A 15,168-nucleotide genomic window follows, 5' to 3' on the forward strand; every position below is an offset into this window, starting at 1 on the left:
CCGGCGCTATCCTGCGGCCATGTTCCGATCGATCCTGGCGCTGCTCGCCCTCCTCGCCGTACCCGCCGCCGCTCAGCAGGCCGCACCCGTGCCCGCGCCTCAGGGGCCGCGCGTCGCCATCACCACCGCCGACGGCCCCATCGTCGTCGCGCTCGATGCCGAGCACGCGCCGATCTCCACCGCCAATTTCCTCCGCTACGTCGATGCCAAGCGGTTCGACGGCATCACCTTCTTCCGTTCCATGAAGCTGCCGTGGACCGCCGGGATCATCCAGGCGGGGCAGCGCGATCCCAGGAAGCTCTACCCCCCGATTGCGCACGAGCCGACCAGCGCCACCGGGCTCAGCCATGTCGAGGGCGTGATCTCGATGGCCCGGCGCGAGCCCGGCACGGCGCAGGGCGACTGGTCGATCACCGTCGGCGACATGACCGGCCTCGACGCCAAGCCCGGCGCGCCCGGCGACAATGCAGGCTACGCGGTGTTCGGCCGCGTGGTGGAAGGAATGGACGTGGTGAAGCGCATCTGGTCGGCGCCGACCGACCCGGATGCGGGGGAGGGTGCGATGAAGGGGCAGATGCTGACACCGCCCGTCCGCATCCTCACCGTCCGCCGCGTGCCCTGATGCGACCCGCCAGCGCCGCGACCGCCATCGCCGGCAGCGCCAGCACGCCCGCGTAGAGCGCGCCCAATGCCAACAGCGGCCCCACGCCGCTGCTGGCGATTACCACCGGCAGTTGCGCGAGCACGACGATCGCGCCCAACGCCCAGGCTCGCCGCGGCCACCACCAGCCGAGCAGCGCCGCCAGCACCAGCGCGCCGGGGTAGCCGACCGACCAGTAGGACGGTGCGTCCCACGGCTCCGCCACGCCCGATGAGCGGCCTACCGCCCACCAATAGGCGATGCCGAGCAGCAGCGCCGCCATGGCGGCAAAGACGCGCCTCACGCCGCCTCCGTCATGCCGGGCTCGTCCCGGCATCCAGGGCCACGCACGCCACCCCTGCTCGGCCCTGGACTCCGAACGAGCCCGCGGTGACGAGGATCATGGGGCGGCGAGGATCGCGCGCTTTGTTCAGGCCGAATGCACCGTCTTCGTCACCATGTGCGCCGCGACGCCCTCCGGCCCGTCCTCCGATCCGTAGCCCGAATCCTTCACACCCCCGAACGGGCTGTCGGCCCAGCTGAGCCGCACGTTGTTGATCGCGACCATCCCCGCCTCGATCTCGTCGCCGAGCCGCGCCTGGCGCCGCCCGTTCTCCGTGAAGCAATAGGCGGCCAGCCCGAACGGCAGCCGGTTGGCGCGCTCGATCGCGTCCGCCTCGCTGTCGAACGGCGTCAGCAGCGCGAGCGGCCCGAACGGCTCGTCGTTCATCGCCCGCGCGCTGTCGGGCACGTCAGCCAGCACGGTCGGCTGGAAGAAGAAACCGCCGTCACCCCGCTCGCCGCCCGACAGCAGCCGCGCGCCTTGTCCCTTGGCGTCGGCGACCAGCTCGGCGATCGCCTCCGGCCGGCGCGGATTGGCCATCGGCCCCATCTGCGTCGTCTTCTCCATGCCGTCGCCGACCTTGAGGCGCCCGGTCCGCTCGGCGAAACCTGCCGCGAATCTCTCGTAGATGCCCGCCTGCACGTAGAAGCGGGTCGGCGCGATGCACACCTGGCCGGCGTTCCTAAACTTGTGCGCGACCAGCGTGTCCAGCGTCGCGTCCAGATCGCAGTCGTCGAACACCAGCACCGGCCCGTGGCCGCCCAGCTCCATCGTCACCTTCATCATCGTGTCGGCGGCGAGCTTGGCGAGGTGCTTGCCGACCGGCACCGATCCGGTGAAGCTCAACTTGCGCGTGACCGGCGAGGCGAGCAGGTGGCGCGACACCTGGTCGGGCACGCCGAACACGATCTGCGCCACGTCGCCGGGCAGCCCTGCGTCCTGGAAGCAGCGCAGCACCTCGACCGCCGATCCGGCCGTCTCCTCGCTCGGCTTCAGGATGATCGAGCAGCCGGCCGCCACCGCCGGCGACAGTTTGCGCACCACGTTCAGGATGGGGAAGTTCCACGCGCAGAACGCCGCCACCGGCCCCACCGGCTGGTGCAGCACCAGGCTGCGGGTGCCGCTCGGCCGCGGCAGCACGCGGCCGTAGTTGCGCAGTGCTTCGCCCGCGTGGAAATCGAGCAGCGCGGCGGCGTAGGCGACCTCGCCCTTCGCCTCGACCAGCGGCTTGCCCTGTTCCAGCGTCGCCGTCTGCGCGATCGCGTTCGCCCGCTCGCGCAGCAGTTGCGCGGTCTTGGTCATCACCGCCGCGCGCTTCTCCGGCGCGGTCGCGCGCCATTCCTTGAAGCCGCGGTCCGCCGCCTCCAGCGCCCGGTCCAGGTCCGCCGCGCTCGCCAGCGGCAGCGACGCCTGACCCTGGCCCGTCGCCGGATTTAGCAGGTCGTGCGTGTCGCGCCCGGCGGCGTCCAGCCACTCGCCGCCGACGTACAGGCCGAGCTTGGTGTCATAGGCGGTCATGGCGTTCTCCGTGTCGGGATTGGGTCGAGATGGCCGTACTATCGTCGGCCGGCGGCGGGAAGGGGGCGGGGATCGGCCGTTGCCGCGTGTCGACGATCCGTCCGGATGGGCGTGCCGGAGCACGAGCTCGTGTCGACATGCGCCTTTTCACCGGTTCCCCATGGTTCCGGTGCGCGTCTCGTCCGCCGCCCCATGGCCCCCGCGTTCATCCGGCCATAAGGGAAGGGCATGGTGGACCATTACGATATCCTGATCGTCGGTGCCGGGCACGGCGGGGCGCAAGCCGCCATCGCGCTGCGCCAGCGCGGTTTCGCGGGAACGCTGGCGCTGCTCGGCAACGAGCCCTCGCTCCCCTACGAACGGCCGCCCCTATCGAAGGATTACCTGTCGGGCGCCAAGCCGTTCGAGCGGCTGCTCCTGCGCCCGCCCGCCTTCTGGAACGATCGCGCGGTGACGCTGCTTCCCGGCCGCACCGTCGTCGCGGTCGACGCGCCCGCCCGCACCGTCGCCACCGCCGACGGTGCCGTGATCGGCTACGGCGAGCTGATCTGGGCTACCGGCGGCAGACCGCGCTCGCTCGCCTGCGCCGGCCACGACCTGGGCGGCGTCCACGCGATCCGCAGCCGCGCCGACGTCGACCGCCTGATCGCCGAACTGCCCGCCGTCACCCGCGTCGTCGTCATCGGCGGCGGCTATATCGGCCTGGAGGCGGCCGCCGTGCTGCGGAAACTGGACAAGCAGGTGACGCTGCTCGAAGCCGCTCCCCGCGTCCTCGCCCGCGTCGCTGCCGAGCCACTGTCGCGCTTCTACGAGGCCGAGCACCGCGCCCGCGGCGTCGATCTGCGCCTGAATGCCGCGGTCACCTGCATCGAGGAGCACGACGGCCGCGCCTGCGGCGTCCGGCTCGCCGACGATACCGTGCTCGCCTGCGACGCGGTGATCGTCGGCATCGGCATCGTTCCCGCGGTCGAGCCGCTGCTCGCCGCAGGGGCCGAGGGCGCGGCGGGCGGTGTCGCGGTGGACGCGTACTGCCGTACCGGCCTGGCGCACGTGTCGGCGATCGGTGACGCCGCCGCGCACGCCAACGCCTATGCCGATGGCGCCGTGGTGCGCGTCGAGTCGGTCGGGAACGCCAACGATCAGGCCGCCATCGTCGCCCGCGCGCTGACCGGTACCCCCGAACCATACCGGGCACTGCCCTGGTTCTGGTCCGACCAGTATGATCTGAAGCTCCAGACGGTCGGCCTGTCGCGGCCGGGCGACACCACCGTGCTGCGCGGCGACCCCGCCGACCGCCGCTTCTCGCTGGTCTATCTGCGCGCCGGCCGCGTCGCCGCGCTCGACTGCGTCAACACCGTCCGTGACTACGCGCAGGGTCGCGCGCTGGTGGAGCGTGGCGCCGTTATCGATCCAGCCCGCCTCGCCGACCCGTCGGTGCCGCTCAAGGAACTCTGAACCGGCTTGCAACCGCATTGCGGAGGTGTATTGTATCAACAATACACAAAGGAGGAACCGATGCTTCGTCTCGCCGCACTCGCCGCCGCGCTGGTCACCGTCGCGCTTCCCGTCGCCGCCTGCTCGATGTCGTGGAGCGACGACGACGACGGACAGGAGTCCGCCGCGACCTCGGGAGACGGCGGCACCCGCCGCTACGCCATCCGTGATTTCGACGCGATCGCGCTCGCGGGCTCCGGCGATGTGAACGTGCGCGTCGGTGGCGACTGGTCGGTCACCGCGACCGGCACGCCCGCCGCGCTCGACAAGCTGGCGATCACCCGCGACGGCGACACGCTGAAGCTCGGCCGCAAGCGCGGCATCCAGTGGACCGGCACGGACAAAGTCCGCTTCGCCGTCACCATGCCGCGCATCACCGGCGCCAGCATCGGCGGCGCCGGCTCGATCGTCGTCGACCGCGTCGCCGGCGGCGATTTCGAGGGCAATATCGGCGGCTCGGGCAAGCTCGATATCCGCGGTCTCCAGGTCAACAAGACGGAATTCTCCATCGGCGGTTCGGGCAACGTCCTCGCCGCCGGCCGTACCCGCTCGCTGGAGATCAACATCGGCGGCTCGGGCGACGTGCGTGCCCAATCGCTGTCGTCGGAGACCGCCGACATCACCATCGCCGGTGCCGGCAACGTCGACGCCACCGCCAGCGCCCATGCCGACATCACCATCCTCGGCTCGGGCAACGTCAACGTCGGCGGCGGCGCGAAATGCTCCACCACCAAGATGGGCGCCGGCAGGGTCCGCTGCGGCTGACTTGCGCGCGGCCGGCGGCTGGGCGAGGGTAGGGGCGTGATCCGCGCGCTCCTCCTCCCGCTCCTGTTCGCCGGCGCAGCCGCCCCGGCCGCCGAACGCACCGTCGGCACCGGCAGCTTCCAGCGCCTGCGCGTCGAGGGACCGTTCGACGTGCGCGTCGCCGCCGGCTCGCCTGCTGCGCGCCTGTCGGGTCCGCGCGACGCGATCGAGGCGGTGGACCTGCGCAACGAGGGCGGCACGATGATCGTGCGCGCCGGAACCGGCGCCTGGGGCGAGCGGCGCGACGCGCGCGGCGGCAGCGACGGCCCGGTCGTGGTGACGCTGTCGACGCCGGTCCTCGCCGCCGCGTCCTCCGCCGGCGGTGCCACCATCGCCGTCGCGGCGATGCGCGGCGACCGGATCGACCTGCTGGTCAGCGGCGCGGGCACGATGAAGGTCGACGCGGCGACCGCCGGCGACCTCAACGCGACGGTGGTCGGCGCAGGCACGATCGCGGTGGCCGGCCGCACGGCGCGCGCGCGCCTGGTCGCCACCGGTCCCGGCGCGATCGACGCCGGCGCGCTGGACGCGGGCGACGCGACGATCCGGCTGGACGGCGTCGGCGCCATCCGCGCGCGCGTCCGCTACACCGCGCAGGCGGCCAACGCCGGGCTCGGCACGATCGACGTCGCCGGTCCCGCCACCTGCGTCGTCCGCGGCCCGGCCGCCGGCCCGATCCGCTGCCAGGGACCGCGCTGAGCAGTCGATTGCCCGTCGCCCCCGCGCCCGCGATCCTGTAGACGCGGTCGCGTGATCCTCGCCATCGTCCTCTCCGCCGTCGCCATGACGCTGATCGTCGGCCTGCGCTATCTCGCCACCTCCGGTGCGTTCGCGGGCCTGACGCGATGGCGGCATCCGGGCCTCTATCAAGGGCTCGACCCGCAGATGCGGCGCGAGATCTGGTGGAGCCTGGCATCCGCCGGCATCTACGGCGTGCCCGCCGGGATCGTCGCCTGGGGCTGGCGCACGCACGGCTGGACCAGGGTCTATACGGACGTCCACGCCTATCCATTGTGGATGCTGCCCGTATCCGTGCTCGCCTTTCTCCTCCTCCACGATGCCTGGTTCTACTGGACGCACCGCTGGATGCACCGGCCGGAGCCGTTCCGGGTCGCCCACGCGCTCCACCATGCCAGCCGCCCGCCCACCGCCTGGGCGGCGATGGCGTTCCACCCGATCGAGGCGCTGACCGGCGCTGTGGTAATTCCGCTACTGGTGTTCGTCATTCCGATCCACGTCGGCGCGCTCGGCTTGGTGCTGACCATCATGACCGTTATGGGTGTGACCAATCACATGGGCTGGGAGATTTTCCCGCGGTTCCTGTGGAGCGGCCCGCTGGGCGACTGGTTGATTACCGCCAGCCACCATCAGCGCCATCACGAGCGGTACGGGTGTAACTATGGCTTGTATTTCCGCCACTGGGACCGCCTGTGCGGCACCGACCAAGGCATCGGCGACTTCGCGCGGGACCATGCGCGGGCCGCGGCTCGCGCTCGCCGCGTTGGCGGCGGCGATGCCGCTGATCGGGGGCGCGGCACCGGTCGCCCGGCTTGACGTCGCGCTGGACCAGGTCCGCTCGACCCGTGGGCTGCTGCGCGTCTGCCTGACCGCCGATCCGGCCAACTTCCCGTCCTGCGTCGACGATGCCGACGCGGCGGTCCGCTCCGTTCCGGCCGGGCAGCGGCTGGTGTCGTTCACCGGCCTGCCGCGCGGCACCTACGCGGTGGCGGTGATCCACGACGAGAACGGCAACCAGCGGCTCGACACCTTTGCCGGCATCCCGCGCGAAGGGTTCGGCTTCTCGCGCAATCCGGCGCTCGGCTTCGGCCCGCCGCACTTCACTGCCGCCCGGTTCACGCTCGGTGCCGGCGGCGCGGGTGATGCCGAACGGCAACAGGTTCGGATGCGTTACATCCTCTGACGGGAAGCCGCAGGACACAAAGCACGGGAGCCGCGTTGCCAGCGCAACTATCCTCCCGGAGCATCCCGCCTTGCGCCTCTTTCCCGTTCGGACCCTCTCGGTCTCCCTGCTGGCCCTGGCCGCCGTCCCCGCCGCCGCGCAGGATGCGCCCGCCGGCCTGCCGCCCACGCCGCCGCCGGGCACCATCGCCGCCGACACCTACACCATCGGCGTCGGCGCGGTGACGCTGCCCAGCTACGAAGGGTCGGACAACAACAACATCCTGCCCGCGCCCGGCGCGCTGATCTCGCACGACGGCTACTTCCTGACCGTGCTCGGCACCCGCGCCTCGCTCGACCTGATCCGCAACGAGGCAGGGCCGGTGTGGGACATCCAGGCCGGGCCGATCGCCGTCCTCAACCTCGACCGTACCCGCCGCAGCACCATCGACGATGCCCGCGTCGAGGCGCTCGGCGACCGCAATGCGGCGATCGAGCTCGGTGGCTTCGTCGGCATCGGCAAGACCGGCGTCCTCACCAGCGACTACGACCAGTTCAACGTCACCCTGTCGTACCGCTACGACGTCGCCAACGCGCACGAGAGCGGCATCTGGCAGCCCTCGGTCAGCTATTTCACGCCGCTCAGCACCAAATCGGCGATCGGCCTGTTCGCCACCGCCGAGCATGTCGGCGACCGTTACGCCCGCTATTATTTCAGCGTCCCGGTCGCCGGCGCCGTCGCCAGCGGCCTGCCGACCTTCAACGCGGATGGCGGTTGGAAGAACTTTCAGCTCGGCGCGATCGGCACTTACGCGCTGACCGGAGACCTGCTGCACGGCTGGAAGATCGTCGCCGGCGGCACCTACAGCCGGCTCCAGAACGACTTCAAGGACAGCCCGGTGGTGTCGATCGCCGGCGACCGCGATCAATGGCTCGGCACGGTCGGCATCGCCTACACTTTCTGAAAAGTTCCCTGAATTATCGATGGCTTAGCAAAATAAATGATTAGATTGTCGAAATAAGGTCATCTAGCTTCATCGTCGTTGTCCTGTGTCCGTTTTCGCGGGCAAGGGACGGCGAAGCGATGAAGCGCCGGCGGGTCTGCGGATCGTCGGTCCCAGACCAGGGGAAGATGAATGACCGATAGCGGACAATTGATCGAGGCCATGGACGGTCGCGTCCGGCGCCGCGAGGAACGGCGCGAATTCTTCAGGGCGGCGATGGGCGCCGGCATGGTCGCGGTCGGCGGTGCCGTCGCGCTCGGCGCGGCCGGTCCGGCCAGCGCGCAGGCGGCGGTGACCGATCAGGACATCCTCAACCTGGCGCTCAATCTCGAATATCTCGAGGCGCAATTCTACTCCTTCGCCGCCACCGGCGCGGGCTTGCCGGAGGCGCAGCTGACCGGCACCGTAGGCACCCGCGGCCAGGTGACGGGCGGTCGCCAGGCCAATCTCACCGATCCCGCCGTGATCCAGTACGCGCGCGAAATCGCGTCTGACGAGAGGGCGCACGTCGCGGCGCTCCGCACCGCGCTCGGCGGTTCGGCGGTGGCGCAGCCGCAGATCGACATTTCGGTCGCCGTGTTCACCGCCGCGGCCCGCGCCGCCAACATCGACCTGTCGGCCAGCGGCGGCGTGTTCGACCCGTACGCCAACGACGACAATTTCCTGATCGGCGCCTACATCTTCGAGGATGTCGGCGTCACCGCCTACAAGGGCGCATCGCCGCTGATCCAGGACGTCAACATCGTCGACGCGGCGGCCGGCATCCTGGCGGCCGAGGCGTTCCACGCCGGCATCATCCGCTCGGCGCTCTACCGCCGCGGTGTCCAGACGCCGGTCCTGCGCACCATCGCGGACCGCATCTCCGACGCGCGCGACAGCCTGGATGGGCCGAGCGACCTCGATCAGGGAATTTCGCCCACCGGCACCGGCAATGCCGCGGTCGCCAACCTCGTTCCCGCCGACCAGAACGCTATCGTGTTCAGCCGCACGCCGGAGCAGGTCCACAACATCGTCTACCTCACCCGCAATCAGGTGACCGCAGGCGGCTTCTTCCCCGCCGGCACCAACAACAACAACGCCGCGCTTCGTCGCTCCGGCGCGAACTGAGGAGGGACACCATGACCAAGCAAGTCGAATTCCTCGACCTGATGGAGCGCGCCGAGCAGCAGCGTTCCGCCCGTCGCAACTTCATCCGCCTGTGCGGCGGCGCCGCCGCGATGACCGGCGGTCTCGCCCTGCTGTCCGGCTGCGACGACGACGATGACAATGATCCGGCGCCGACGCCGTCGCCCACGCCGATCTCCAGCGCCGCGGCGCAGGATGTCGCGGTGCTCTCCTTCGCGCTCCAGCTCGAATATCTGGAGGGCAATTACTACTCCTACGCCACCACCGGCAGCGGCATCGCGGCCGGGCTTCAGACCGGCGTCGGCACGCCGGGCGCGGTGATCCCCGGCAGCGGTGCGGGTGCGGCCCGCGCGGTGAACTTCACCGATCAGGTCGTGGCGCAGTTCGCCCGCGAGATCGCGGCGGACGAGATCGCGCACATCACCTTCCTGCGCAGCGCGCTCGGCTCGGCCGCGCCCGCCCAGCCGCTCATCAACCTGTCGGGCAGCGCCAGCGTCACCGCCGCGGGTGCGACCGTGCCCGGCGCCTTCACCGCCGCCGCCCGCGCGGCCGGCGTGATCGGGCCGAACGACATCTTCGACCCCTTCCTCAATGACGAGAACTTCCTGATCGGCTCCTACCTGCTGACCGATGTCGGCGTCTCCGCCTATCGCGGCTCGGCGCGGCTCATCAGCAACAAGACCTTTCTGGAGGCGGCGGCCGGCATCCTGTCGACCGAGGCCTATCACGACGGCGCGATCCGCTCCGAATTGTGGCGCCGCGGCCTAACGATCGGCGGCAACGTGCCGACGCTGGTCAACAACCTCAACATCTACCAGCGTATCCAGCGCATCTCCGACGCGCGTGACGGCCTCGACGGGTCGACCGACACCGATCAGGGCATCGGCACCGCGACCGAGGCCAATCTGGTGCCGACCGATTCGGGCGGCCTGGTCCTCGGCCGTACCGCGCCGCAGGTCCTGAACGTCGTGTTCCAGAACCGTGCCGCGGTCACGTCGGGCGGGTTCTTCCCGGCCGGCATCAACGGAACTATCACGACCTCCGGCGCGAACTGACCGGATCGAAGGAGGAGGGGCCGCGCCGGTCGCGGTCCCTCCTTGCCGGCTCCAGAATATGATGACGTCAGCTTGACCCGGTACCAACGGGTCAAGTTGATCTCCCCTATCGCTCGCGCGTGGCGGCGAACTTGACCTTGGGGTAGCGGTCGGCGACGTAGCCGACTTCCCACGCGCTCTTGGCAAGGAACACCGGGTTGTCGTCCCGATCGCGCGCCATCGCGGATCGGTTGATGTCGGTGAACGATTTCAGGTCGCCAGCATCGCCCGCGCTGATCCAACGCGCGGTGTCGAACGGCGCGGGTTCGAGGGCGGCGGCGACCTTGTATTCGGCATCCAACCGCGACAACAGCACGTCGAGCTGCAGCTGCCCGACGACGCCGATGATCCAGTTGCTGCCGATCTCCGGGTAGAAGACCTGCGTCACGCCCTCCTCGGCCATGTCGTCCAGTGCCTTGCGCAGCTGCTTGGTCTTGGTCGGATCCTTCAGGACGACGCGGCGCAGGATTTCCGGCGCGAAGTTCGGCAGGCCGGTGAAGCGCACGTCCGCCTTCTCCGACAGAGTGTCGCCGACGCGGAGCGTGCCGTGGTTGGGGATGCCGATGATGTCGCCGGGGAACGCCTCGTCGGCGATCTCGCGGTCCTGCGCGAAGAACAGGATCGGCGAGTGGACGGCAATCGGCTTGCCGTGGCCCGTCGGCGTCAGCTTCATGCCGCGCTTGAAGGTGCCCGAGCATAGCCGCATGAAGGCGATGCGGTCGCGGTGCTGCGGGTCCATGTTGGCCTGCACCTTGAAGATGAAGCCGGTCACCTCCTTGCCCTCCGGCGCGACCGCGGCGGGTTCGGCCGGCTGCGCGCGCGGCGGCGGCGCATAGTCGGCGAGCGCGCCGATCAGCTCGGCGATGCCGAAATCCTTCAGCGCCGAGCCGAAATAGACGGGGGTCAGGTCGCCGCCGCGATACGCCTCGGCATCGAAGGTGGAATAGCCGCCCTGCGCCAGCTCGGCCTCGTCGCGCAGGCGGGCGAGACCCTCGGGCGACAACGTGTCGGCAAGCGCCGGATCGGCGAGGCCGGTGAACGCGACCGGCGCGCCCATGAACTCGCGGCTGCCGCCTTCCGGGCGCGCGAGTGTATTCGCGTAGAGGTCGTACACCCCCTCGAACTCGCCGCCCATGCCGACCGGCCAGCTCATCGGGCAGACGTCGAGCTGGAGCATTTCCGCCACCTCGTCGAGCAGTTCGAACGGATCGCGGCCCTCGCGGTCGACCTTGTTGACGAAGGTGATGATGGGCACGTTGCGGAGGCGGCAGACCTCGAACAGCTTGCGGGTCTGCGCCTCGATGCCGCGTGCCGCGTCGATCACCATCACCGCCGAATCGACCGCGGTCAGCGTGCGATAGGTGTCCTCCGAGAAATCCTCATGGCCCGGGGTGTCGAGCAGGTTGAAGGTGACGCCGTCCTTCTCGAACGTCATCACCGACGAGGTAACGGAGATGCCACGCTGCTGCTCGATCTTCATCCAGTCCGACCGGGCACGACGGTTCTGGCCCCGTGCCTTGACCTCGCCCGCCAAGTGGATCGCACCGCCGACGTAGAGGAGCTTCTCCGTCAGCGTCGTCTTGCCGGCGTCGGGGTGCGAGATGATCGCGAAGGTACGGCGGGGGGAGGTCATGCGGATCTTTCCGGAGTGCGCGTTGCCCCGGCCCTGAGCCGGGGTCCCGCTCCGTTCGAGAAGCGGGACCCCGGATCAAGTCCAGGGTGACGGGATGGCGGCTATATAGGCGGTCAGGCGACCAGCGTCACGCTCATGCCGATCGTCTTGGTCTCGCCCGGCGCCACCGCGAACACGCCGGGCTTGTCGCGATACTCACCCGCGAAGCCCACCGGGTCGGCAAGGCCGTGCCAGGGCTCGACGCAGATGAAGGCGGCGCCGGGCTTGGTCCAGATGCCCAGCCGCGGCGTCTCCGGAAAGGCGATGCGCAGGTGCGGTCCGCCGTCGGCACCGTAGGCGACCGATCCCGAGGCGACCGGGTCCCAGACCAGCGCGTCGTGCTCGAACAGCGCGTCCGCCAACGCCAGGGTGCGGCCGTCCCGCAAAGGGCTGTCCCGCGTCTCCGCGGCGATCAGGCCATCGGCCGTGATCTCGGCGAGGCAAGCGGGCTCGTCGCGGTCGAAGACGATGCGGTGGTCGGCGCGCGCGGCGCCATAGGGAAGGGGCCAGGCGAAGGCGGGGTGGAAGCCGAACTGCGCGAGCAGCGGCACGTCCGCCGGGTTGACCAGGCGCGCCTCGATCGCGAGCGTCGCGGCGTCGAGCCGGAAGGCGATCTCCAGCCGGAAGGCGAACGGGTAATGGGCGCGCGTTCCGGCATCGTCGGCCAGCGCGAAGGTGACGTGGTCGTCGCCCTGCTCGACCACCGCGAAGCCGCGGTCGCGGGCGAAGCCGTGCTTGGGCATCGGGTAGTCGGTGCCGTCGACGCGGATCGTGCCGCCGCCCGTCATGCCGATGACCGGAAAGAGGATCGGCGCGTGGCGCGGCCAGAAGGCGGGGTCGGCGTCCGTCATCAACTCGGCGCCGGATGCGTCGCGAAGATGCGTGAGCTCGGCGCCGAGCGGGTTGATGGCGGCCGAGAGGTGCGTGTTGGCGATGTGGATGAGGTCGGTCATATGCTTCTTCCTCCGCTCTTCGTCATGCCGGGGTCGTTCCGGCATCCGGAGCCACGGGCGTTGACGGTGCTTGACCCTGGACGCCGGGACGAGCCCGGCGTGACGAAGGGGCGGTTCACCCCCGCAAGGTCGCGCCCAGCTTCGCCGCCGCCGCGACGACCTTGTCGGCGACGGCCTTCAGGTCGGCATCGGTGTAGCTCTTCTCCGACGGCTGAAGCACGATCTCGACCGCCATCGATCGCTCGTCCTCCCGCTCGAACAGGTCGAACACGCGCGCCGCCACGATGTTAACCTTGTCGGCACCGCGAACGGCGCGGACCAGCGCGTCGGCGGCAAGGCCGGTCGGGACGATGAAGGCGAAGTCGCGGCGCACCGGCTGGAGCGCGGGCGGCGCGTAGGGCGCGCGGGCGAGACCGCTTCCCCGCTTGGCCGGCAGCGCGTCCAGGTACAGCTCGACCGCGGCGATCGGCCCATCGAGGTCGAATGCCTTGAGCAGGCTGGGGTGAAGCATGCCGAAGCGTGCCAGGATCGTCTTGGGGCCGAGGCGCAGCGTGCCCGAGCGACCGGGATGCCATGCCTCCCCAGCCTCGCCTCCCTCGGCTTCGCTTGGGACGGGCATCACCTGGAGATTGTCGACCGGCGCGCCGGCGGCGGCGAGCAGCGCCAGCGCTTCCGCCTTGGCATCGTAGGCATCGAACCCCGCTGCCTTGCCCTCGCGCCAGCCGCGCGGGCGTCGGTCGCCGGCCAGGACCAGCCCCAGCGTCGGCCGCTCGCCGTCCGCCAGGTAGCGGCGGCCGATCTCGAACAGGCGGACGCCGCCTTGCCCGCGCGCCAGGTTGCGGTGCGTCGCCGACAGCAGGCCGGGCAGCAGCGACGGGCGCATGACCTTCAGCTCCTCGCTGATCGGGTTGGCAAGGCTCCACGCGCCGCCGCCGAAGGGCGCCGCATCCCGCGCCGAGACGAAGCTCCAGGTCACCGCCTCGTCCAGCCCGCGCGCGGCGGCGGCGCGGCGGACCCGGCGTTCCAGCTTCTGCTCGGGCGTGGCGGTGGGGCGGGCGACGCCGGGCACGCGCGGCAGCGGCACGGCGGCGACGCGGTCGATCCCCTCGATGCGGATCACCTCCTCGACCAGGTCGGCGGGACCGTCGACGTCGCGGCGCCAGGTCGGCACGCGCACCGGCCAGCGCCCCTCGATCTGCGAGAACAGCGCGTCGCTATATGCGTCGGCATGGTCGATCGCGCCGACCGAGAAGCCGAGCGACAACAGGATGCGTGCCTGCCGCGCCGCCGGCACGGCGAGGCCGCCGAGCGTGCGGCAGAGGTCCGGGTCGTAGGAGATGACCCGCGGCTCCACCGGCGGGCTGCCGGCGCGCGTCACCTCGCTGGGCGTGCCGCCGCACAGATCGACGACGAGGCGGGTGGCGATGGCGAGGCCGTCGTCGAGGAAAGCGGGGTCGACGCCGCGCTCGAACCGCTGGCGCGCGTCGCTGGTCAGGGCGAGCGCCTGGCCGGTGCGGGCGATGCCGTCCGGGTCGAAATAGGCGCACTCGATCAGCACGTCGGTGGTGGCGGGCGTGACGCCCGAATGCTCGCCGCCCATGATGCCGCCGATGTCGTGCACGGCCGCGTCGTCGGCGATCACGGTCATGCCCGCGGACAGGCGGTACGTCTTGCCGTTGAGCGCCAGTACCTCCTCGCCCTCCGTCGCGGCGCGCGCGACGAGCGGCCCGGCGAGCGTCGCGCGGTCGTAGACGTGCAACGGCCGGCCGAGGTCGATCATCAAATAGTTGGTGATGTCGACCAGCGTGGAGATCGGCTTCTGGCCGATCGCGGTCAGGCGGCGGCGCATCCACTCGGGCGAGTCGCCGTTGGTCACGCCGGAGACGTTCTGCGCGAAGAGGGCAGGGCAGCCGGGGGTGTCGGTGCGCACCGCGGGCCCGGCGCCGCTGGCGGCGACCGGCTCCGCCGCCAGCGGCTTGAGCGTGCCGAGACCGGCGGCGGCGAGATCGCGGGCGATGCCGCGGACCCCCATGCAATCCTGGCGATTGGGGGTGATCGACACGTCGATAACGGGATCGGTCAGGCCCGCATAGCTGGCGTAGCTCTCGCCCACGGGCGCGTCCTCGGGCAGCTCGATGATGCCGTCATGGCCCTCGCCGATCTGGAGCTCGCGCGCGGAGCACATCATGCCGTTCGACTCGACGCCGCGGATCGCGGCGACCTTCAGCGTGATGTCGGCGCCGGGGACGTAGGTGCCGGGCGCGCCGAACACGCCGACCAGACCGGCGCGCGCGTTGGGCGCACCGCAGACGACCTGAAGGGGGCCGTTGCCGGCATCGACCTGGAGCACCTGAAGCTTGTCGGCCTGCGGGTGCCGCTCGGCGGAGAGCACGCGCGCGACGGTGAAGGGGGCGAGCGCCTCGCCGGGATCGGCGACGCCTTCCACCTCCAGCCCGACGCGCGTCAGCGTGCGGAGGATCGTGTCGAGGTCGGCTTCGGTATCGAGATGGTCGCGGAGCCAGGAGAGCGTGAACTTCATTTCGGACCCCTCACCCCGGCGCGGGCCGGGGTCTTTCTGTTGGCGGGCGGTGTGGCCGCCCCGGGGAGACCCCGGCCTCGGCC

General features: G+C 70.8%; 14 protein-coding genes. 9 read left to right on the top strand and 5 right to left on the bottom strand.

From position 1 onward, the window contains the following. Positions 1-19 precede the first annotated feature (19 nt). A complete protein-coding gene (locus BM145_RS11905; RefSeq protein ID WP_093333868.1) occupies positions 20-622 on the top strand; it encodes a peptidylprolyl isomerase in 603 nt (200 codons plus the stop codon). Here BM145_RS11905 and BM145_RS11910 read toward each other — a convergent pair. Beyond that, positions 600-944, bottom strand: coding sequence for a hypothetical protein (locus BM145_RS11910; protein ID WP_143090182.1), 345 nt, complete (start codon positions 942-944; stop codon positions 600-602). The two genes, BM145_RS11905 and BM145_RS11910, sit on opposite strands and share 23 nt — an antisense overlap. A gap of 126 nt (positions 945-1,070) precedes the next feature. Next, complete coding sequence (locus BM145_RS11915) at positions 1,071-2,501, bottom strand: NAD-dependent succinate-semialdehyde dehydrogenase (protein ID WP_093333870.1); 1,431 nt, start codon at positions 2,499-2,501, stop codon at positions 1,071-1,073. Between the two features lie 228 nt (positions 2,502-2,729). On the opposite strand from BM145_RS11915, the gene BM145_RS11920 reads away from it, so the two are divergent. The 8 genes from BM145_RS11920 (at position 2,730) to BM145_RS11955 (ending at position 9,882) form a co-directional block, all read left to right on the top strand. After that, complete coding sequence (locus BM145_RS11920; protein ID WP_093333871.1) at positions 2,730-3,956, top strand: NAD(P)/FAD-dependent oxidoreductase; 1,227 nt, start codon at positions 2,730-2,732, stop codon at positions 3,954-3,956. Between the two features lie 60 nt (positions 3,957-4,016). Further along, positions 4,017-4,760: a head GIN domain-containing protein gene (locus BM145_RS11925; protein WP_093333872.1), complete on the top strand. Its 744-nt coding sequence runs from the start codon at positions 4,017-4,019 to the stop codon at positions 4,758-4,760. Positions 4,761-4,796: 36 nt separating this feature from the next. Next, positions 4,797-5,498 carry a GIN domain-containing protein gene (locus BM145_RS11930; RefSeq protein WP_177200192.1) on the top strand — a complete coding sequence of 234 codons (702 nt, stop codon included), beginning with the start codon at positions 4,797-4,799 and terminating at the stop codon, positions 5,496-5,498. Positions 5,499-5,582: 84 nt separating this feature from the next. Further along, entirely contained in the window at positions 5,583-6,353 is a 771-nt protein-coding gene (locus BM145_RS11935; RefSeq protein ID WP_177200198.1) for a sterol desaturase family protein, read from the top strand. Then, entirely contained in the window at positions 6,313-6,720 is a 408-nt protein-coding gene (locus BM145_RS11940) for a DUF2141 domain-containing protein (protein WP_245739303.1), read from the top strand. Before BM145_RS11935 ends, BM145_RS11940 begins: the two co-directional genes overlap by 41 nt. Positions 6,721-6,790: 70 nt before the next feature. Further along, positions 6,791-7,663, top strand: a complete 873-nt coding sequence (locus BM145_RS11945; protein ID WP_245739305.1) for a MipA/OmpV family protein — start codon at positions 6,791-6,793, stop codon at positions 7,661-7,663. Positions 7,664-7,834: 171 nt separating this feature from the next. Then, positions 7,835-8,809, top strand: coding sequence for a ferritin-like domain-containing protein (locus BM145_RS11950; protein WP_093333875.1), 975 nt, complete (start codon positions 7,835-7,837; stop codon positions 8,807-8,809). Between the two features lie 11 nt (positions 8,810-8,820). After that, positions 8,821-9,882, top strand: a complete 1,062-nt coding sequence (locus BM145_RS11955) for a ferritin-like domain-containing protein (RefSeq protein WP_093333876.1) — start codon at positions 8,821-8,823, stop codon at positions 9,880-9,882. 106 nt (positions 9,883-9,988) lie between these two features. Here BM145_RS11955 and BM145_RS11960 read toward each other — a convergent pair whose 3' ends face one another. The 3 genes from BM145_RS11960 to pheT form a co-directional block, all read right to left on the bottom strand. Beyond that, a complete protein-coding gene (locus BM145_RS11960) occupies positions 9,989-11,554 on the bottom strand; it encodes a peptide chain release factor 3 (protein WP_093333877.1) in 1,566 nt (521 codons plus the stop codon). 113 nt (positions 11,555-11,667) lie between these two features. Beyond that, positions 11,668-12,546, bottom strand: coding sequence for an aldose 1-epimerase family protein (locus BM145_RS11965; protein WP_093333878.1), 879 nt, complete (start codon positions 12,544-12,546; stop codon positions 11,668-11,670). A 115-nt stretch (positions 12,547-12,661) separates the two neighbouring features. Then, complete coding sequence (gene pheT, locus BM145_RS11970) at positions 12,662-15,085, bottom strand: phenylalanine--tRNA ligase subunit beta (RefSeq protein ID WP_093333879.1); 2,424 nt, start codon at positions 15,083-15,085, stop codon at positions 12,662-12,664. Positions 15,086-15,168 lie beyond the last annotated feature (83 nt).

Origin of the sequence: Sphingomonas rubra, assembly GCF_900115745.1 — a bacterium.
GTDB lineage: Bacteria > Pseudomonadota > Alphaproteobacteria > Sphingomonadales > Sphingomonadaceae > Sphingomonas > Sphingomonas rubra.

Excerpts from the sequence above, each read along its gene's own strand:
- BM145_RS11915 (WP_093333870.1), bottom strand. The coding sequence starts at position 2,501 with ATGACCGCCTATGACACCAAGCTCGGCCTGTACGTCGGCGGCGAGTGG.
- BM145_RS11960 (WP_093333877.1), bottom strand. The coding sequence starts at position 11,554 with ATGACCTCCCCCCGCCGTACCTTCGCGATCATCTCGCACCCCGACGCC.
- BM145_RS11920 (WP_093333871.1), top strand. The coding sequence starts at position 2,730 with ATGGTGGACCATTACGATATCCTGATCGTCGGTGCCGGGCACGGCGGG.
- pheT (WP_093333879.1), bottom strand. The coding sequence starts at position 15,085 with ATGAAGTTCACGCTCTCCTGGCTCCGCGACCATCTCGATACCGAAGCC.
- BM145_RS11965 (WP_093333878.1), bottom strand. The coding sequence starts at position 12,546 with ATGACCGACCTCATCCACATCGCCAACACGCACCTCTCGGCCGCCATC.
- BM145_RS11940 (WP_245739303.1), top strand. The coding sequence starts at position 6,313 with ATGCCGCTGATCGGGGGCGCGGCACCGGTCGCCCGGCTTGACGTCGCG.
- BM145_RS11905 (WP_093333868.1), top strand. The coding sequence starts at position 20 with ATGTTCCGATCGATCCTGGCGCTGCTCGCCCTCCTCGCCGTACCCGCC.
- BM145_RS11925 (WP_093333872.1), top strand. The coding sequence starts at position 4,017 with ATGCTTCGTCTCGCCGCACTCGCCGCCGCGCTGGTCACCGTCGCGCTT.
- BM145_RS11955 (WP_093333876.1), top strand. The coding sequence starts at position 8,821 with ATGACCAAGCAAGTCGAATTCCTCGACCTGATGGAGCGCGCCGAGCAG.
- BM145_RS11950 (WP_093333875.1), top strand. The coding sequence starts at position 7,835 with ATGACCGATAGCGGACAATTGATCGAGGCCATGGACGGTCGCGTCCGG.
- BM145_RS11935 (WP_177200198.1), top strand. The coding sequence starts at position 5,583 with ATGACGCTGATCGTCGGCCTGCGCTATCTCGCCACCTCCGGTGCGTTC.